The organism is Geodermatophilus arenarius, assembly GCF_042654585.1.
GTDB classification, from domain to species: domain Bacteria; phylum Actinomycetota; class Actinomycetes; order Mycobacteriales; family Geodermatophilaceae; genus Geodermatophilus; species Geodermatophilus arenarius.
In genome coordinates, this window is the sequence record NZ_JBHSGR010000004.1 from 110,631 (window position 1) to 127,748 (window position 17,118).

Here is a 17,118-nt window from a genome sequence, read left to right on the forward strand (position 1 = left end):
CTCGGGTAACTAGCCCGGACGGCGGTCCGCTACCCGTCGAGCGCCGCGAGCGCGGCCGGCACCTCCCCCGGCGTCGCGACGACGACGGCCGCGCCGGCCCCCTCCAGCTCGCCCGGACCGCCCGGTCCCCAGCCCGCGCCCACGCACGCCAGCCCGTGCGCCGCCGCGCCCAGCACGTCCTGCGCGCGGTCGCCGACGAGCACGGCCGGCCGCGCGGCGGGGTGCGCGCCCAGCGCGGCGGCGACCACCTGGTCCTTGTGCCGCACGGCGCCGTCGAGGGTGGCGCCGTGCACGCTCGCGAACGCCGCGCGCAGGCCGGTCGCCTCGAGCACCCGCACGGCGAACACCTCGGGTTTGCTGGTCGCGACGGCGAGGGTCGCCCCGCCGTCGCGGAGGGTCGCCAGCAGCTCCGGGATCCCGTCGTACACGGCGACGTCGAGCAGCGCGCCGGCCGTGTAGTGCGCCCGGTAGGCGGCCACCGCGCGGTCGACGTCGGCGGGCGGGACCCCGAGCACCGTGGCGAAGCCGTCCTGCAGCGGCGGGCCGACCATGTCGCGCAGCTGCGCCGGCGTCGGCTCGGGCAGGCCCAGCTCGGCCGCGGCCACCCGCACCGAGGCGGCGATGCCCGGCGTCGAGTCGACCAGCGTGCCGTCGAGGTCGAACAGGACAAGGCGGGGGTCGTCGGGCACGGAACCTGCGCCTCCGGTCGGTCGGGGTTCCCGGTCGAGGGCGTGGTACCCGGCGCCCTTGTCCGCAGCCTCCCCCCGGACGACGCTGTCGCGCATGGACGGGTCCGGGGGGCGGACCGCCGACGAGGGCGCGCCGGACCGGCCGGCGCGCGTTCCGCACGGCCGCCACACCGAGGATGCCTCCCAGCGCCTCCAGCAGGACGTCCGGCGGCTGCAGGAGCGGCTGGTGCAGGGCGCCGAGGCGATGGCCACGACCGAGCACGCCGTCGCCGCCACCCATCTCGCCCTCGCCGAACGAGCCCTGCGCAGGGGCCGCGTCGAGGACGCGCAGGGGTACCTGCGCGAGGCCGCGGCGGCGCTGCGGGCCGTCGACCACGAGCGGGACCGGGCCGTCCGGTGGCCGGCGGCCACCACACCCGGGGACGCGGTCACCACCCCCGGGGACACGGACACGGCGCACGCCGAGCGGGCGCGGAGGGCCGCCGACCGGGCGCGGGAGGACGCCGCCGGTCGCCGCGACCAGGCGACCCGCCGATGGGAGGAGGCGGCGCTGCTCCGCGAGGAGGCGGCGCGACAGCGCGACGAGGTGGCCGCCGAGCGTGACCAGCGGGCAGCGGAGCGGGCCGCCGCCGCCGAGCGCCGGGAGTCGGCCGCCGACCTGCGCCGGGCCGAGCAGGAGCGCTGGCGCCAGCGGGCGGCCGCCTCGGCCGGCGGGGTGCCGTCCGAGCGGCGGGAGCACCAGCGGGCCATCGACGCCCAGGTCGCCGAGAGCTACCGCGCCCAGGCCGAGGACGACCGGGCGCGGGCCGAGGCCGACCGGGCGGCCGACGCCGCCGACCGCCGGGCGGCGGAGGAGGACCGCAGGGCGGCGGCCCGGGACCGCGAGGGCGCCCGCGCCGACCGGGAGCGGGCCGCCCGCGACCGCGCCGCGGCGAGGGCCGACCGCGACCGGCACCCCGGCGCCGGCCCCGCGGGACGCTGACGCGCCGGGTCAGCCGGTGACGGCGTCCAGGAAGGTCTGCACCCGCTCCCGCAGCTCGGCGACCCGCTCCTCGCCCACCTCGGCCGGGTCGCGGTCGCGCAGCCACGGCGGGATCTCGGTGCGGGCGCGGGCGGCGCAGCCGAGGTCGGCGCACACGTAGGTGCCCACGGTGTTCCCGTTGCGGCCGGCCTCGCCGGCGCGGCGCGCGGTGAACAGCGAGACGGCGTCGCCGGAGTGGGTGGACTGGCACAGCAGGCACATGACGGTCCGGCGCGCCGACATCCGCGACTCCGCGGCGCGCAGCGCGATGCCGACCGGCTGCCCCTCCCGCTGGACGACGAGGTAGCCGCGCAGCGGCGCCTTCGGGTCGCGCCAGCCGAGCACCTCGAGCTCGTCCCACGGCAGGTCGGCGAGGTCGCGCGGGAGGGTGGCGGAGTTGGCCTCGCCCTTCGAGCAGTTGACGAAGGAGCGCCGCACCTGCTGCTCGGTCATCGGTTCCACGAGGGGCCATCCTCCGTTCCGGCACCGTCACGTCTCAACGCATTTAGCCACTCCACCGCCTCCTCGACGGTGGCCACGACGTCGACCCCGGGGGGCAGCGGCGGGCGGCGGACCAGCACCACCGGCAGCCCGAGCCGCCGGGCGGCGACCAGCTTGGCCTCGGTCATGTGCCCGCCGGAGTCCTTGGTCACGACGACGTCGACGCCGTGCTCGCGCAGCAGCGCGACCTCCTCCTCGACCGTGAACGGGCCGCGGGCCAGCAGCAGCACCGCGCCCGCGGGCAGCGGCTCGTCCGGCGGGTCGACCGAGCGCACCAGCACCCGCCCGGGCAGCGCCGCGAACGCGCCGACGCCCTGCCGGCCGGTGGTGAGGAAGACGGTGCCGGCGTCCCGGACCGCCGCGGCCGCGTCGGCCAGGGAGTCCACGTACGTCCACCGGTCCGCAGGCCCCGGCGTCCAGCCCGGCCGCTGCAGCCGCAGCAGCGGCACGCCCTGCCGCCGCGCCGCGGCCGCCGCGTTCGCGGTGATCCGGGCGGCGAACGGGTGGGTCGCGTCGACGACGGCCCGCGGCCGGTGCGTGGCCAGCCAGTCGGCCAGCCCGTCGGCGCCGCCGAAGCCGCCGACCCGCACGCCGCCTGCGGGCAGCACCGGGTCGGCCACCCGCCCGGCGAGGCTGGACAGGACGTCGACCCCGCGCTCGACCAGGGCCGCGGCCAGCCGCCGCGCCTCGCCGGTGCCGCCGAGGACCAGCACCCGCCCGCTCACGCCGCGCCGCCGGGGATCATGGGCCGGTGAGCAGGGACGGCGCCTCCGGGCTGCGGCACGGCTGGACCACCGGCGCGTGCGCGACGGCGGCCACCACCGCGGCCTACACCGCGCTGCTCACCGGCGAGTTCCCCGACCCGGTGACCATCGACCTGCCGAACGACCGGCACCCCTCGTTCGCGCTGGCCCGCGAGTCGCTCGATCCCGGCGCGGCCACCGCCGGGATCGTCAAGGACGCCGGCGACGACCCCGACGTCACCCACGGCGCGCTGGTGAGCGCGCGGGTGTCGCACGGCGAGCCGGGCAGCGGGGTGGTCTTCCGCGCCGGCGAGGGCGTGGGCACCGTGACCAAGCCCGGGCTGCCGCTGGCGGTCGGCGAGCCGGCGATCAACCCGATGCCGCGGCAGTTCATCCGCGAGCACGTCGCGGCGGTGGCGTCGCGGCACGGCGGCAGCGGCGACGTCGTCGTCGAGGTGTCCATCGAGAACGGCGCCGAGCTGGCGCGGAGGACGTGGAACCCGCGGCTGGGCATCGTCGGCGGGCTGTCGGTGCTCGGCACGACCGGCGTCGTCGTGCCGTACTCCTGCTCGTCGTGGATCGACTCGATCCGCCGCGGCATCGACGTCGCCCGGGCCGCCGGGCACGAGCACGTGGCCGGGTGCACCGGCTCCACCAGCGAGCGGACGGTGCAGGAGCTCTACGGCCTGCCCGAGGACGCCCTGCTCGACATGGGCGACTTCGCCGGCGCCGTGCTCAAGTACCTGCGCCGCCACCCGGTGCCGCGGCTGACCGTGGCCGGCGGCATCGGCAAGCTGGCCAAGCTCGCCGACGGCCACCTCGACCTGCACTCGGGCCGCTCGCAGGTCTCCTTCGACTCGCTGGCCGCGCGGGTGGCGGCCGCGGGCGGCTCCGCGGAGCTGGTCGCGGGCGTGCGCGGGGCGAACACCGCGCTCGACGCGCTGCGGCAGTGCCAGGCGGCCGGGCTGCCGCTGGGCGACCTGGTGGCCGCGGGCGCCCGGGAGACGGCCCTGGGGGTGCTGCGGGGAGCCCCGGTCGCGGTCGACGTCGTGGTGGTCGACCGCGCCGGCGCGGTGGTGGGTCAGGCCTGACGGCATCTCGTCGTCGAGTAGAGGTGGCTGTCGGGGAACTGCTCCGCGGTGAGCACCGGGCCCACGACCACGACCGCGGTCCGCCTGACGCCCGCGGCCTCGACCTGCCCGGCGATGTCGGCGAGCGTGCCGCGCAGCACCAGCTCGTCGTCGCGGCTGGCCCGGGCCACGACGGCGACCGGGCCGTCGGCGCCGTAGTGCTCGGCCAGCTGCGGCGCGAGCTCGGCCATCCGCTGCACGGCCAGGTGCAGCACGAGCGTGGCGCCGGTGGCGGCGTAGGCGGCCAGCTCCTCCCCCGGCGGCATCGGCGTGGACCGCGCGCTGGTGCGGGTGAGGACGACGGTCTGCCCGACGCCGGGCACGGTGAGCTCCCGCTTGAGCGCGGCGGCCGCGGCGGCGAACGCGGGCACCCCCGGGACGACGTCGTAGGGCACCCCCGCGGCGTCGAGCCGGCGCATCTGCTCGGCCACGGCGCTGTAGACCGACGGGTCGCCGGAGTGCAGCCGGGCGACGTCGTGGCCGGCCTCGTGCGCGGCCACCAGCTCGGCGGTGATCCGGTCCAGGTCGAGGTCGGCGGTGTCGACCAGCCGGGCGCCGGGCGGGGCGGTGTCGAGCAGCTCGCGGGGCACCAGGGCGCCGGCGTAGAGGCAGACCGGGGCGCTGGCGATGATCCGCGCCGCCCGCAGCGTGACGAGGTCCGCGGCCCCGGGCCCGGCCCCGATGAAGTGGACGGTCACGGATTCGCCCTTCGCGCGCGAACGGCGGAACAGGCTCCGGTCACCAGCGGGTCACCGACCAGATCGTCACGGGCATCGCGGGCTTCCAGCCGGTGAACGACCCGACCGGCTCGGCGCGCTGCACCCCGACCCGCACCAGCTCCCCGCCGACCCGCGCGTGCCACTGGGCGAGCACCGCCTCGCTCTCGACCGTGACCGCGTTGGCCACCATGCGGCCGCCCACCGGCAGCGCGTCCCAGCAGGTCTCGACCAGCAGCGGCGTGGTGAGCCCGCCGCCGATGAACACCGCGTCCGGGGCGCCCAGCCGGGAGAGGACGTCCGGCGCGTGCCCGTGCACCACCCGCAGGTACGGGACGCCGAGGCGCCCGGCGTTGCGGGCGATCCGCTCGGCCCGCTCGGCCGATGCCTCCACCGCGACGGCGCGGCAGGTCGGGTGCGCGCGCATCCACTCGATGCCGATCGACCCGGCGCCGGCCCCGACGTCCCACAGCAGCTGCCCGGGGACGGCGGCCAGCCGGGCGAGCGTGATCGCGCGGACCTCCGACCTGGTCAGCTGCCCGTCGGACTCGTAGGCGCCGTCGGGCAGGCCCGGGGTGGTGGGCAGCGGCATGGTGCCGCGGTCGGCCCGGCACTCGACGGCGGTGACGACCAGCGCCGGCGCCGGCTGCGACCAGGTGGCCGCGGTGCCGGTGCGCACCTCCTCGTCCGGGCCGCCGAGCCCGCCGAGCACGGTGACCAGGCTCTGCCCGTAGCCGCGGCCGGCCAGCAGCGCGGCCACCTGCGCCGGCGTCTCGCCGTCGGAGCCGAGCACCAGCAGCCGCCGGCCGGGCTGCACGTGCGGGTGCAGCAGCTCGATCGGCCGGCCGACCAGGCTGACCACCTCGGTGTCCTCGACCGCCCAGCCCAGCCGCGCGCAGGCCAGCGACACCGACGACGGCGCCGGCAGCACCCGCACCCGCTCGGCGCCCAGCAGCCGGGTCAGCGTGGTGCCGATGCCCGACAGCATCGGGTCGCCGCTGGCCAGCACCACCAGCGCGCGGCCGGCGTGCTCCTCGACCAGCCCGGGCAGCGCCTCGGTGAGCGGCGAGGGCCAGGGCACCCGCTCGGCGGGGACCTCCTCCGGGACCAGGTCGAGCTGGCGGGAGCTGCCGAGCAGCACCTCGGCCCGCTCGACCTCGGCGCGCGAGGTCGGGGCCAGCCCGTCCCAGCCGTCCGCGCCGATGCCGACGACGACGATCGGGGTCGTCGCGGCCTCCTCCACCGCGTCCGCCTGCCGGACCCCGCTCACGCCGGCAGCTCGCCCTCGGGCCCGGCGGCCTCGGCGAGCAGCTTCTCGCGCAGCTCCTCCGGCAGCCGGTCCACGTAGACGACGCCGTCGAGGTGGTCGACCTCGTGCTGCAGGCAGCGCGCGGCCATGCCGGTGGCCTCGATGGAGACCGGCTCCCCCTTCACGTCGACGCCGTCGACCCGGGCGCGGAAGGCGCGGGCGAGCTCGGCGTAGGGCCCGGGCACCGACAGGCAGCCCTCCTCAGTGACCTCCTCGGCCGGCTCGCCGCCGGTCGGCTCGAGCAGCGTGAGCCGCGGGTTGACGACGTAGCCGACGACGTCCTCGCCGTCGGCGTCCGGGCAGTCGATGACGAACACCCGCGCGTCGACGCCGATCTGGTTGGCCGCCAGCCCCACCCCGTCGGCCTCGCGCATCGAGGCGAACATGTCGAGGACCAGCCGCCGCAGCCGCTCGTCGAACTCGGTGACCGGGGCGGTCGGGCGGTGCAGCACCTCGTTGCTGCCGTAGGTGACGATCGGCCGGGCGACGCCGTCGTAACGGCCGGGCAGGCGCATGGCCGCGATCCTAGGAAGCGCCCTCGGCAGGATGGGCACCGTGCCGCACCGCCGAGACGTCCCCACCGCCCTCGGCCTGGCGCTCGGCGCGGCCGCCGACGTGCTGCTCGCCGATCCCGCGCGGCGTCACCCGGTGGCCGGGTTCGGCACGGTCGCCGCCGCACTGGAGCGGCGGGTCTGGCGGGACTCCCGCGCGGCGGGTGCGGGGTACGCGGCGGTGCTCGTGGCGGGCGCGGCCGGGCTGGGGGCCGCGGTGGACCGCGCCACCCGGGGCCGGTCGGCGGCGCGCACCGCGGCCGCGGCCGCCACCGCGTGGGCGGTGCTGGGCGGCACCTCGCTGGGCCGGGCGGCGACCGCGATGGCCGGCGCGCTGGAGTCCGGCGACCTGCCCGCGGCGCGGGCGCTGCTGCCCACGCTCGCCGGGCGGGACCCCTCGACCCTCGACGAGGCGGAGCTGGCCCGGGCCACCGTCGAGTCGGTCGCGGAGAACACCTCCGACGCCGCCGTCGCGCCGCTGGTGTGGGGCGCGCTGGCCGGGCTGCCCGGGCTGCTGGGGTACCGCGCGGTCAACACCCTCGACGCGATGGTCGGCCACCGGTCCCCGCGGCACGCCCGGTTCGGCTGGGCCGCCGCCCGCGCCGACGACGTCGCCAACTGGCTGCCCGCCCGGCTCACCGCGGCGCTGACCGTGGCCTGCGCCCCGCTCGCCGGCGGGTCGGCGGGCGGGGCGCTGCGGGTGTGGCGCCGCGACGGCGCCGCCCACCCCAGCCCCAACGCCGGCCGCTGCGAGGCCGCGGCGGCCGGCGCCCTGGGACTGCGGCTGGGCGGGCGCAACGTCTACGGCAGCCGGGTGGAGGACCGGCCGGTGCTGGGCGACGGGGCGGCGCCGGCCAGCAGCGACGTCGCGCGGGCGGTGCGCCTCTCGCGCGCGGTGTGGGTGGCCGCCGCGGCCGCCGCGGCCGTGGGCAGGACGGCCGTGGGCAGGACGGCCGTGGCCAGGGCGGCCCGCGGCCGCTGAGGGGACCGGGTCCGCGGCCCGCGCCCGTGCAGGGCGCCACGCGGCGCCGACGGCACGGGGAAGCCGGACGGGTCGACGCGGAGGTGGCTGGCCGGCGGGTCGGCCGGGCCGCGGCCGCCGCGGACGGCGACCACCAGCGTGCCCACCGCCAGGGCGGCGAGGGCCAGCAGGAACAGCAGGACGAGGACGGCACCAGGGGTCATGGACAGGACAGTGGCACCATCGGGCCTGGACGGAAGCGGTCCAATCCGGCATGGTGGCCTGCATGCCACCGAGCGCGGATCAGTCCACTGCTCCCGAGCTGGCCGGGCTGGTCGGGCCACTGGGTGACCTGCCGGGCCCGCGGTACGCCGCGCTGGCCCGGCGCATCCGCGAGCTGGCGGCCCTCGGGCAGCTCGCGCCGGGCACCCGGCTGCCGGCCGAGCGCGACCTCGCGGCCGCGCTCGCGGTCAGCCGGGTGACCGTCGCCTCGGCCTACCGGCTGCTGCGCGAGGAGGGGCACGCGAGCACGCGGCACGGCGCGGGCACCGTCGTCGAGGCGCCCGCGGCCGACCCGGTGTGGACCGCCCCGACCACCGACCCGGGCGTGCTCGACCTCGCGCACGCGGCGCCCGAGGCGGCGCCGCAGCTGCTGCCCGCCTACCGGGAGGCGCTGGAGCGGCTGCCCGCCGTCGTCGCCGGCCACGGCTACGCGCCGGGCGGGCTGCCGGAGCTGCGCGCGGCGATCGCCGACCGGTACACCGCCCGCGGCCTGCCCACCGACCCCGAGCAGGTGGTGGTCACCGCGGGCACCGGCGACGCGACCGCGCTGGTGTTCGAGACGCTGCTGCAGCCCGGCGACCGCGTGCTGGTCGAGCACCCCACCTACCCGGGGGCGCTGGGCCTGGTCACCACCGCCGGCGGCCGGTGCGTCCCGGTCGCCGTGGACGCCGCCGACCCCGACGCGGTAGTCGGCGCCGCGCACATCGCCGTCCGGCAGAGCAGCCCGCGGATGGCCTTCCTGATGCCCGACTTCTCCAACCCCAGCGGCGCCCGGCTGTCCGCCGCCGGGCGCCGCCGCCTGGCCGCGACGCTGTGGCAGCAGAGCGTGCTGACCGTCGTCGACGAGGTCACCGCGGAGCTGCACCTCGACGACGGGCCGCTGCCCCCGTACGCCGCGGGCCTGCCCGACGCCGCGACGATCACCGTCGGCGGGCTGTCCAAGGCGGTGTGGGGCGGGCTGCGGGTCGGCTGGCTGCGGACCGACGCCGCCCTCGCCGGCTCGCTCGGCGCCGCCCTCGGCCGCCGCCAGCTCTCGGTGGGCCTGCTCGACCAGCTGGCCGCGGCGACCCTGGTGCGGGACCTCGACGCGGTCCTGGAGCAGCGGCGGGCGCTGCTGCGCGAGCGCCGGGAGGTGCTGCTGGCCGAGCTGGCGGCCCGGCTGCCGGCGTGGACCGCGGCGCCCCCGCGCGGCGGCCTGTCGGTCTGGTGCACGCTCCCACCGGGCACGAGCTCCGCGGCGCTGGCGGCCGCCGCCGCCCCGCTCGGTCTGCTGCTCGCCGAGGGCCGCGCGTTCGGCACCGGCACCGCCTTCGACGACCACCTGCGGGTGCCGTTCACCCTCCCCGCGGCGGACCTGCGCAGCGCCGTCGCCGGCCTCGCCGCCGTCGACGCCGCCCTGCGCCGCGATCCGGTGGTGCGGCACCCGGTGCGGCCCCTCACGGTGGTGTGACACGCACCGGACCGGTCGTCCGACGGTCGTGCGCCCCCGGTCCCGGGGGACTACCGTCATGGAGGTCCCCGAGCGGCCGGGAACTCCCCCGGCGATCCGCAGATGGTCGAACAGCCGGCTGTGCGGCGCTCTCGCCGGGCCCCCCACCCGGCGCGTCCTCTCGGAGCCCGCCATGACGTCGACGCAGTCGCGTGTCGCCTCCAAGCACCGCCCACCGGCCGCCCGGACGACCCCTCCGCCCCTCCCCCGTCCCCCCGCCCCCCCACCCCTGCCCGGGCGGCGCACCGCCGTCGCCGGCCACTGGCGCTACGACCGCGCCAGCGGGGACTGGTGGTGGTCGGCGGAGATGGCCGCCCTGCACGGCCTCCCCGACGACGGCCCCGGCCCCTCCACCGAGGTGCTCGTCGCCGCCCAGCACCCCGACGACCGGGCGCGGACCATCGACGCCCTCTCCGCGGCGGTCACCGGGGCGCAGGCCTTCTGCCTGGAGGTCCGGCTGCGGTCCGGCGACGGCCACCGGCCCGTCGTCTTCGTCGGCGAGCCGCGGTCGGACGACGACGGCCGGGTGGTCGCGGTCGAGGGCCTGATGGTCGAGGCCCCCCGGCCGGTGGTGCCGTCGGCCGAGGACCGCGTCGCGGCCCTGGAGACCGAGGTCGCCCAGCTGCGCACGGCGATGGCCAGCCGGGCGCCGATCGAGCAGGCCAAGGGCGTGCTCATGCTCCTCACCGGGTGCGGCGACCAGGTGGCCTTCGACCTGCTGGCGCACATCTCCAGCCACGTCCACCGCAAGGTCCGCGACGTCGCCCTCGACCTCGTCGCCTCCGCCTCGGGGGCGCGGCCCCTGGCGCCCGAGGTGCGCGCGATCCTGCGCGACGCCTGCCCGCCCCCGGGACGCGTCGAGCGCTGACCCCCGCCCCGCCCGCGCGGCCCTGCCTCCCGGACCGCGCGGGCGTCAGGGGAGGATGCCCGGGGTCCGGGCCGGCGGGCAGACGCCGGCCCCGGTCCCTGGGAGGGGGCGGACGGCGTGTTCTACCTGCTCGCGCGGTTCCTGCTACGGCCGCTGTTCCGGGTCGTGTTCCGGCCGCGGGTCACCGGGCGGCAGCACGTGCCGGCCACCGGCGCGTTCATCATCGCCAGCAACCACCTGTCGTTCATCGACAGCATGGTCATCCCCCTGTCGGCACCGCGCCGCGTCCGGTACCTGGCCAAGGACGAGTACTTCACCGGCCGCGGCCTCGGCGGCTGGTTCACCCGCACCCTGTTCACGGCGCTGGGCGCGATGCCCGTGGAGCGGAAGGCCTCCCGCGCGGCGCAGGAGGCGCTGGACACCGCCCTCGGCGTGCTGCGCGCCGGTGAGGGCTTCGGCATCTACCCCGAGGGCACCCGCTCCCGCGACGGCCGGCTCGCGCGCGGCAAGACCGGCGTCGCGTGGCTGGCGCTCACGGCCGGCTGCCCCGTGGTGCCGGTGGCCGTCGTCGGCACCGACCGGATCCAGCCGGTCGGCGCCCGCTGGCCGCGGCCGCACCGGTTCTCGATCGAGTTCGGCGAGCCGATGACCTTCCCCGAGCACGCCGGCCAGGCGCGCAACGGCCGGGTCCGCCGCGAGGTCACCGACCGGATCATGGAGACGATCGCCGGGATGTCCGGGCAGGAGAAGGCGGGCTGGGGCAGCCCGCGCCCGGCCGCGTGAGCGGGGGGCTGCTGGTCGCCGGGACGACGTCGGACGCCGGCAAGTCCGTCGTCACGGCGGGCGTCTGCCGCTGGCTGGCCCGCCAGGGCGTGCGGGTCGCGCCGTTCAAGGCGCAGAACATGAGCAACAACTCGGTGGTCACCGCCGACGGCGCCGAGATCGGGCGGGCGCAGGTCATGCAGGCCGCCGCGGCGCGGGTCGAGCCCGAGGCGGCGATGAACCCCGTGCTGCTCAAGCCCGGCGGCGAGGACGCCAGCCAGGTGGTGGTGCTCGGCCGGCCGGTCGCCGACGTCACCGCGCTGTCCTACCGGCCGATGAAGGCGGCGCTGCTGGAGCAGGCGCTGGCCTGCCTGGCCGACCTGCGGAGCCGCTTCGACGTCGTCGTCTGCGAGGGGGCCGGCTCCCCCACCGAGATCAACCTGCGCGCCGACGACATCGCCAACATGGGCCTGGCCACCGCGGCCGGGCTGCCGGTGGTCGTCGTCGGCGACATCGACCGCGGCGGGGTCTTCCCCGCCCTCTACGGCACCGTCGCGCTCATGCCGCCGGCCGACCAGCGGCTGGTCGCCGGGTTCCTGGTCAACAAGTTCCGCGGCGACGTCCGGCTGCTGCGGCCCGGCCTCGAGCAGCTCACCGCGCTCACCGGCCGGCCGACGCTCGGCGTCCTGCCCTGGCTGCCCGGCGCGGCGCTCGACGTCGAGGACTCCCTCGGCATCCCCACCGGCGTCCTCCCCGCCGGGCCGCCGCACGGCGAGGAGGTGCTGCGGGTCGCCGTCGCCCGGCTGCCGCGGCTGTCGAACTCCACCGACGTCGACGCGCTGGCCGCCGAGCCCGGCGTCCTCGTCCGGTTCGTCACCCGCCCCGAGGAGGCCGCCGACGCCGACCTGCTGGTGCTGCCCGGCAGCCGCGCGACGGTGTCCGACCTTGCCTGGCTGCGCGCCACCGGGCTGGCCGACGCGGTGACCCGCCGCGCCGCCGAGGGCCGGCCGGTGCTCGGCATCTGCGGCGGGCACCAGATGCTCGCCCGCACGATCACCGACGACGTCGAGTCGCGGGCGGGCACCGTGCCCGGGCTGGGGCTGCTGCCGGCCGACGTCCGGTTCGCGCGGGAGAAGACGCTGGGCCGCCCGTCCGGGGAGGCGATGGGGCACCCCGTGCGCGGCTACGAGATCCACCACGGCGTGGTGACCTACGGGGACGGGGCCGAGCCGTTCCTCGACGGCGGCCGGGCCGGGTCGGTGTGGGGCACCACCTGGCACGGGGCGCTGGAGAACGACGGGTTCCGCCGTGCCTTCCTCGCCGAGGTCGCCCGGGCCACCGGCCGCCGGTTCACGCCGGCGCCGGAGACGTCCTTCGCCGCGGTCCGCGAGCAGCGCCTGGACGCGCTCGGCGACCTGGTGGCCGAGCACGCCGACACCGACGCGCTGTGGCGGCTGCTCGAGGAGGGTCCGCCGGCGGACCTGCCGCTGCTGCCGCCCGGCGACGCGCTCAGCCCGCGCTGAGCGCGGACTCCAGCCGCTCCCGGACGTCGTCGGGCCACGGCGTGGCCGCTCCCCCGGCGGTGCCGACGTAGGTGTTGCGGACGACGCAGCACACCCGCTCCCCCACGCGGACGGTGAACCGCACGGTCACGCTCGTGCGCCCGAGCCGCTCGGCCTGCGCGTCGACCTCGACCGTGTCGCCCCACCGGGCCGACGACGACCACTCCAGGGCGCTGGCCTTGACCACCGGGTCGACCCGCGGGGCGATCTCCTCCCACGGCAGCCCGATCGACGCCCACCAGGCGGTGGAGGCCTCGTCCGCCCAGACGAGGTAGTGCGCGTTGAACACGACGCCCTGCTGGTCGCACTCGACGAAACGGACCGGGGAGCTCCACGTGACCGGCACGGCGCGACGCTAGCGGGGGCTACCGTCGTCGCGTGCAGCCCGACCCGGTCCTCGCCTCCTACCGCCCGCCCTCGCAGCTGGTGCTGGACAAGGAGATCGACCACCTCGACGTCCACTGCCGGGCCCTGATCGGGCTGTCCCCGTTCCTCACCCTGGCGACGGCGGACGCCGACGGCTGGCCGGAGGTCTCCCCGCGCGGCGGCGACCCGGGCTTCGTGAAGGTGCTCGACGAGCACCGGCTGGTGCTGCCCGACCGGCAGGGCAACAACCGGCTCGACAGCCTGCGCAAGGTGGCGGTGAACCCGCGGGTGGCGCTGCTGTTCTTCGTGCCCGGCCTCGAGGAGACGCTCAAGGTCTTCGGCACCGCCGGGCTGCTGCCCGCCGACGCCCTCGACCTCGACCTCACCGAGTTCGGCCGGGAGCCGCGCTCGGTCATGGTCGTGACCGTGCAGCGTGCCTACCTGCACTGCGCCAAGGCGGTCATGCGCTCGGGGCTGTGGGACCCGGCGAGCCGGATCGACCGCGAGGCCCTGCCGCCGTTCGGCACGATGATCCGCGACCACTGCGGGCTGGAGACCCCGCTGCCCGACGACGCCACCATCCGCGCGGACCTCGCCCTCGAGCTCTAGGAGGACCTCCCTGCCCCCCACCGCTCGCGGGCTCGCGGCGGGCCCCTGCAGGCAGGCCGTTCCGGCCCGTCACCGGGCCCTGCCAGGCTGCGGGCCATGGCGACCGAGTTCCAGGTGACGATCGACGCCGCCGAGCCGCACGTGCTCGCCGACTGGTGGGCCGAGGCGCTGGGCTGGCAGGTGGAGCCGCAGGACGAGGCGTTCATCCGGCGGGCGGTCGCGGCGGGTCACGCGAGCGAGGACCAGACGACGACGCACCGCGGCGCCCTGGTGTGGGCCGCCGGCGCGGCGATCACCTCGCCGGACCCCGGCCGGCCGCGCGTGCTGTTCCAGGCCGTGCCCGAGGCGAAGACGGTCAAGAACCGCGTGCACCTGGACCTGCGGGTCGGCGACGAGCGGCGCGAGGCCGAGGTGGCGCGGCTGCTCGGGATGGGCGCCACCGAGCTCTGGCGGGCGTCGCAGGGCCCGTTCTCCTGGGTGACGATGGCCGACCCGGAGGGCAACGAGTTCTGCGTCGCCTAGCCGGGACGGCTCAGACGGGCAGGTCCCTCGCCAGGCGCCGGGTGGTCACGGTGCGCCGCGCCACGCGGCGGACCCGGTTGCGCCGCGGTCTGCGCTCGGTGCCGAGGTACCGGGCGTCCTCGACGAGCTGGAACGCGGCGAGCACGCTGGCACGCGGTTCCCGCGTCAGTGGGACGACGGGGATCACGGGCTGGGCCGAGGTCATTGGGAGCCCCCCTCTCCCGGGACGCGGTGCCGGCGTCCCGTGACGCAATGGTGCCCGCGATCGACGCCCCGTAACCGGAACCGGGGCGGATTGGTACCGGTGTGACGAACGAGGCAGACGGGACGGCGTGTCCGCTGGTGCCTCCGTACGGTTCCTGCCATGGACCGCCCGCGCCGTCTCGTCGCCGCCGTCCGCTCCCTCGTGCGCGCCGTCGCCGCGCCCTCCGCCCGTCGCACCGGGCGCCGCACGACCCCCGCGCCGTCCGCCGCCGGCCGGCCGGCGGCGGTCGACGTCGGCTACCGGCCGCGGGCCGACGGCCGGCCCGACCCGGGCGAGGTCGTGTGGGCCTGGGTGCCCTTCGACGAGGGCGACGGGCGGGGCAAGGACCGCCCGGTGCTGGTCATCGGCCGCCGCGGTGAGGACCTGCTCGGCCTGATGCTGACCAGCAAGGACCACGACCGCGACGCCGCCGACGAGGCCCGGTACGGGCGCAGCTGGATGGACGTCGGCACCGGCGCCTGGGACGGCCGGGGCCGGCCGAGCGAGGTGCGGCTGGACCGGCTGCTGACGCTGGACCCGGCGCGGGTGCGGCGGGAGGGCGCGGCGCTCGACCGGGCGTTGTTCGACCGGGTGGTCGACGCCGCCCGGCGCACGCAGGGCTGGTGAGCGCGGGTCAGTCGCCGCGGCGCGGCCGGGGCTCCCGCTGCCGCAGGTGGTAGACGCCGGCCTGGCCGGGCAGGGGCTGCAGGTCGTAGCGCGAGACGACCTTCGGGCCGCCGTGCAGGTGCACGTGCGTGACCGTGGGCAGCGGCGCGCCGTGACGGGCGGCGCGGACCTCCACCCGCCCGTCGAGGGGGCCGCCGACGAACAGCAGGACGGCGTCCTGCTCGTCGGCGGTGGCGTCCACGACGGCAGTCTCCACCTCGGACAGCTCGGTCTCCTCCTCCGGCGCACGGCTCACCCGGTCGAGGGTAGGCGCGCGGTGCCACCGGTCAGGCCGGCCGGCGGCGGAGCCTGCGGGCGATGAGCGGCGCCGCGAGCAGCATCACGAACAGCCGCAGCACCTGGACGGCGAGCACGAAAGTCGCGTCCGCGCCGGTGCCGGTGGCCGTGGCGAGGACGGCGTAGAGGCCACCGGGCGTCGTCGCGAGGTAGGCGTCGAGCTCGCTGACGCCGGTGGCCGCCGAGAGGACGACGCCCAGCCCGGCGCACGCGACCACGAGGCCGACGATGACCGCCAGCGCCGGCAGCAGCGCCCGTCCCACGGTGCGCAGGCTCGCGACGGTGAACCGCAGCCCCACCTGCAGGCCGATGAGCACGAACGCCGCCGCCTCCACCGGGCCGGGCACGGTGGCGCCGCCGGAGAGCCCGCCGAGGTCGGCCGCGGCGGCCACCAGCAGCGGCCCGAGCAGCGCCGGCACCGGCAGGTGCACCAGCCGGGCCAGCAGCACGCCCACCGCGGCACAGGCGGCGGTGGACAGCAGGCCGGCAGGCCAGCCGGGGCCGGCCTCGTCCGCGGCGCCGACCCCGGCGCCGGGGTCGGCGCCGTAGACCGTCGTCGCCACCACCGGCATCGCGACGACGATGAGCAGCACCCGCAGGTACTGCAGGACGGCCACCATGCGGTCGTCGGCGCCGAGGTCGCGGGCCATGGCGGTGATGCCCGACGCGCCGCCGGCGATCATCGCGAACGCCCCGGTCACCGGGCTGATCCCGGGCTGGCGGCGCAGCAGCAGCCCGGCGCCGACGGTGAGCAGCAGCGTGGCCACGGTGACCAGGAGGACCGGCGCCCAGTCCTCGCCGATCGCGGCCAGGGTGTCGGGGTCGACCAGCGCGCCGATCGAGATGCCGACGACCGCCTGCGCCGCGGCCGCCGCGGGCCGCGGCACGTCGAGCGGCGCACGCCCGGCCAGGCCGCGCACCAGGCCGGCGAGCAGCCCGCCGAACAGCGCGGCCGACGGGACGCCGACGCGGCCGAGCAGCCACCCGGCCGCCGCGGCGCCGGTGAGGACGAGGGCGGCGTCGGCGAGCCCGCGCGGGCCGGGGCGGCGCGCCCTCACAGCCCGGCGATGCGGCGCAGCTCGGCGACGTGCGCCTCGAACGCCCGGCGCCCGGTCCGGGTCAGCGACAGGCTGGTGCGCTGGCGGGACGCGACGGTCGCCTTGCTGACCTGCACGTACCCGGCCTCCTCCAGCTGCTTGACGTGCTTGGACAGCACCGAGTCGCTCACGCCGACCCGGTCGCGCACGGTGGCGAACTCCATCGTGTCGACGGCGGCCAGCAGCCCGCAGATCTGCAGCCGCGGCGGCGGGTGGATGACGGCGTCGAAGTGCGGCGCGACCGCGGTCACAGCCCGCTCCGCAGCCCGGCCACCCAGCGGCGGCCCCACACCCGGCTGAGCACCCCGGCCGCGACGCCGAGCACCGCGCCGGCCAGCACCATCACCCAGTGCCGGTCGTACCCCTCCGCCAGCACGAACGCCGGAACGAGGACGACCAGCACGAACGCGCCCCAGGCCGCCGCCACCCGCGGCGGCGTGTTCACCCACACCCCGGTGATCCGCCGGTAGGCCGCCACCAGCGCGCCCAGGCCGGCGGCGAACAGGACGAGCGCCGGGAAGGTCACCCAGAGGGAGTCGAGGGCGTAGGACGCCAGGAAGGCGAACAGCAGCAGGCCGAGCGCGACGTCGTACCACCACGGCTGCAGCACGCGGTCGGCCAGCGCCTCCCGGTCGGCCCGCAGCGCGGCGAGCTGCGCGGCGGCGGTGTCGCGGTCGATCGCGTCGTTTTCCATGCCGGAAAGTGTGGACCGTCTCTTTCCGTTCCGTCAAGT

22 protein-coding genes are annotated in these 17,118 nt (G+C 78.0%); 10 read left to right on the forward strand and 12 right to left on the reverse strand.

Annotated elements, in window-relative coordinates; genetic code table 11:
• Positions 1 to 29: 29 nt before the first annotated feature.
• Positions 30 to 689 (reverse strand): HAD hydrolase-like protein, encoded by a 660-nt coding sequence (locus ACFO3M_RS05445; RefSeq protein ID WP_387987329.1) that lies wholly within the window; start codon positions 687 to 689, stop codon positions 30 to 32.
• Positions 690 to 783: 94 nt separating this feature from the next.
• On the opposite strand from ACFO3M_RS05445, the gene ACFO3M_RS05450 reads away from it, so the two are divergent.
• Positions 784 to 1,671: a hypothetical protein gene (locus ACFO3M_RS05450; protein ID WP_387987331.1), complete on the forward strand. Its 888-nt coding sequence runs from the start codon at positions 784 to 786 to the stop codon at positions 1,669 to 1,671.
• Between the two features lie 9 nt (positions 1,672 to 1,680).
• On the opposite strand, the gene ACFO3M_RS05455 is transcribed toward ACFO3M_RS05450, so the two are convergent.
• Both ACFO3M_RS05455 and ACFO3M_RS05460 read right to left on the reverse strand, forming a co-directional pair.
• Positions 1,681 to 2,163 (reverse strand): FBP domain-containing protein, encoded by a 483-nt coding sequence (locus tag ACFO3M_RS05455; RefSeq protein ID WP_387987511.1) that lies wholly within the window; start codon positions 2,161 to 2,163, stop codon positions 1,681 to 1,683.
• Positions 2,160 to 2,936: a cobalt-precorrin-6A reductase gene (locus ACFO3M_RS05460; RefSeq protein ID WP_387987332.1), complete on the reverse strand. Its 777-nt coding sequence runs from the start codon at positions 2,934 to 2,936 to the stop codon at positions 2,160 to 2,162. The genes ACFO3M_RS05455 and ACFO3M_RS05460 overlap by 4 nt, the downstream gene beginning before the upstream one ends.
• A 26-nt stretch (positions 2,937 to 2,962) precedes the next feature.
• On the opposite strand from ACFO3M_RS05460, the gene ACFO3M_RS05465 reads away from it, so the two are divergent.
• Positions 2,963 to 4,045 carry a cobalt-precorrin-5B (C(1))-methyltransferase gene (locus ACFO3M_RS05465; protein ID WP_387987333.1) on the forward strand — a complete coding sequence of 361 codons (1,083 nt, stop codon included), beginning with the start codon at positions 2,963 to 2,965 and terminating at the stop codon, positions 4,043 to 4,045.
• Here the strand turns inward: ACFO3M_RS05465 and cobM are convergent.
• Genes cobM through def form a run of 3 tightly spaced genes read right to left on the reverse strand, consistent with a single transcriptional unit; the run spans position 4,036 to position 6,624 of the window.
• On the reverse strand, positions 4,036 to 4,782 hold the full coding sequence (gene cobM / locus ACFO3M_RS05470) for a precorrin-4 C(11)-methyltransferase (protein ID WP_387987335.1): 747 nt from the start codon (positions 4,780 to 4,782) through the stop codon (positions 4,036 to 4,038). The genes ACFO3M_RS05465 and cobM overlap by 10 nt on opposite strands.
• A 40-nt stretch (positions 4,783 to 4,822) precedes the next feature.
• Positions 4,823 to 6,070 carry a precorrin-6y C5,15-methyltransferase (decarboxylating) subunit CbiE gene (gene cbiE / locus ACFO3M_RS05475; RefSeq protein ID WP_387987337.1) on the reverse strand — a complete coding sequence of 416 codons (1,248 nt, stop codon included), beginning with the start codon at positions 6,068 to 6,070 and terminating at the stop codon, positions 4,823 to 4,825.
• The gene (def, locus tag ACFO3M_RS05480) at positions 6,067 to 6,624 is read right to left on the reverse strand and encodes a peptide deformylase (protein WP_387987339.1); all 558 of its coding nucleotides are present in this window, start codon (positions 6,622 to 6,624) and stop codon (positions 6,067 to 6,069) included. Before def ends, cbiE begins: the two co-directional genes overlap by 4 nt.
• Before the next feature lie 40 nt (positions 6,625 to 6,664).
• Here def and ACFO3M_RS05485 point away from each other — a divergent pair, with 40 nt between their 5' ends.
• From ACFO3M_RS05485 to ACFO3M_RS05505, 5 genes are all read left to right on the forward strand, one after another.
• Positions 6,665 to 7,642: a cobalamin biosynthesis protein gene (locus ACFO3M_RS05485; RefSeq protein WP_387987341.1), complete on the forward strand. Its 978-nt coding sequence runs from the start codon at positions 6,665 to 6,667 to the stop codon at positions 7,640 to 7,642.
• 265 nt (positions 7,643 to 7,907) lie between these two features.
• Positions 7,908 to 9,353, forward strand: a complete 1,446-nt coding sequence (gene yczR, locus ACFO3M_RS05490; RefSeq protein WP_387987343.1) for a MocR-like transcription factor YczR — start codon at positions 7,908 to 7,910, stop codon at positions 9,351 to 9,353.
• Positions 9,354 to 9,525: 172 nt separating this feature from the next.
• Entirely contained in the window at positions 9,526 to 10,260 is a 735-nt protein-coding gene (locus ACFO3M_RS05495) for a GAF and ANTAR domain-containing protein (protein WP_387987345.1), read from the forward strand.
• A 117-nt stretch (positions 10,261 to 10,377) separates the two neighbouring features.
• On the forward strand, positions 10,378 to 11,043 hold the full coding sequence (locus ACFO3M_RS05500) for a lysophospholipid acyltransferase family protein (protein ID WP_387987347.1): 666 nt from the start codon (positions 10,378 to 10,380) through the stop codon (positions 11,041 to 11,043).
• The gene (locus tag ACFO3M_RS05505; protein ID WP_387987349.1) at positions 11,040 to 12,545 is read left to right on the forward strand and encodes a cobyric acid synthase; all 1,506 of its coding nucleotides are present in this window, start codon (positions 11,040 to 11,042) and stop codon (positions 12,543 to 12,545) included. The genes ACFO3M_RS05500 and ACFO3M_RS05505 overlap by 4 nt, the downstream gene beginning before the upstream one ends.
• On the opposite strand, the gene ACFO3M_RS05510 is transcribed toward ACFO3M_RS05505, so the two are convergent.
• Positions 12,532 to 12,930 carry an acyl-CoA thioesterase gene (locus ACFO3M_RS05510; protein WP_387987351.1) on the reverse strand — a complete coding sequence of 133 codons (399 nt, stop codon included), beginning with the start codon at positions 12,928 to 12,930 and terminating at the stop codon, positions 12,532 to 12,534. The two genes, ACFO3M_RS05505 and ACFO3M_RS05510, sit on opposite strands and share 14 nt — an antisense overlap.
• A 32-nt stretch (positions 12,931 to 12,962) precedes the next feature.
• Here ACFO3M_RS05510 and ACFO3M_RS05515 point away from each other — a divergent pair, with 32 nt between their 5' ends.
• Complete coding sequence (locus tag ACFO3M_RS05515) at positions 12,963 to 13,559, forward strand: MSMEG_1061 family FMN-dependent PPOX-type flavoprotein (RefSeq protein ID WP_387987353.1); 597 nt, start codon at positions 12,963 to 12,965, stop codon at positions 13,557 to 13,559.
• Between the two features lie 96 nt (positions 13,560 to 13,655).
• Entirely contained in the window at positions 13,656 to 14,081 is a 426-nt protein-coding gene (locus ACFO3M_RS05520) for a VOC family protein (RefSeq protein ID WP_387987355.1), read from the forward strand.
• A 10-nt stretch (positions 14,082 to 14,091) separates the two neighbouring features.
• Here ACFO3M_RS05520 and ACFO3M_RS05525 read toward each other — a convergent pair whose 3' ends face one another.
• A complete protein-coding gene (locus ACFO3M_RS05525; RefSeq protein ID WP_387987357.1) occupies positions 14,092 to 14,226 on the reverse strand; it encodes a hypothetical protein in 135 nt (44 codons plus the stop codon).
• A 219-nt stretch (positions 14,227 to 14,445) separates the two neighbouring features.
• Here ACFO3M_RS05525 and ACFO3M_RS05530 point away from each other — a divergent pair, with 219 nt between their 5' ends.
• Positions 14,446 to 14,952 carry a type II toxin-antitoxin system PemK/MazF family toxin gene (locus tag ACFO3M_RS05530; protein ID WP_387987359.1) on the forward strand — a complete coding sequence of 169 codons (507 nt, stop codon included), beginning with the start codon at positions 14,446 to 14,448 and terminating at the stop codon, positions 14,950 to 14,952.
• Between the two features lie 7 nt (positions 14,953 to 14,959).
• On the opposite strand, the gene ACFO3M_RS05535 is transcribed toward ACFO3M_RS05530, so the two are convergent.
• Genes ACFO3M_RS05535 through ACFO3M_RS05550 form a run of 4 tightly spaced genes read right to left on the reverse strand, consistent with a single transcriptional unit; the run spans position 14,960 to position 17,079 of the window.
• Complete coding sequence (locus tag ACFO3M_RS05535; protein WP_387987361.1) at positions 14,960 to 15,247, reverse strand: hypothetical protein; 288 nt, start codon at positions 15,245 to 15,247, stop codon at positions 14,960 to 14,962.
• A 31-nt stretch (positions 15,248 to 15,278) separates the two neighbouring features.
• Positions 15,279 to 16,346: an AbrB family transcriptional regulator gene (locus ACFO3M_RS05540; protein WP_387987363.1), complete on the reverse strand. Its 1,068-nt coding sequence runs from the start codon at positions 16,344 to 16,346 to the stop codon at positions 15,279 to 15,281.
• On the reverse strand, positions 16,343 to 16,636 hold the full coding sequence (locus ACFO3M_RS05545; protein ID WP_387987365.1) for a transcriptional regulator: 294 nt from the start codon (positions 16,634 to 16,636) through the stop codon (positions 16,343 to 16,345). The genes ACFO3M_RS05540 and ACFO3M_RS05545 overlap by 4 nt, the downstream gene beginning before the upstream one ends.
• On the reverse strand, positions 16,633 to 17,079 hold the full coding sequence (locus tag ACFO3M_RS05550) for a hypothetical protein (protein WP_387987367.1): 447 nt from the start codon (positions 17,077 to 17,079) through the stop codon (positions 16,633 to 16,635). The genes ACFO3M_RS05545 and ACFO3M_RS05550 overlap by 4 nt, the downstream gene beginning before the upstream one ends.
• Positions 17,080 to 17,118 lie beyond the last annotated feature (39 nt).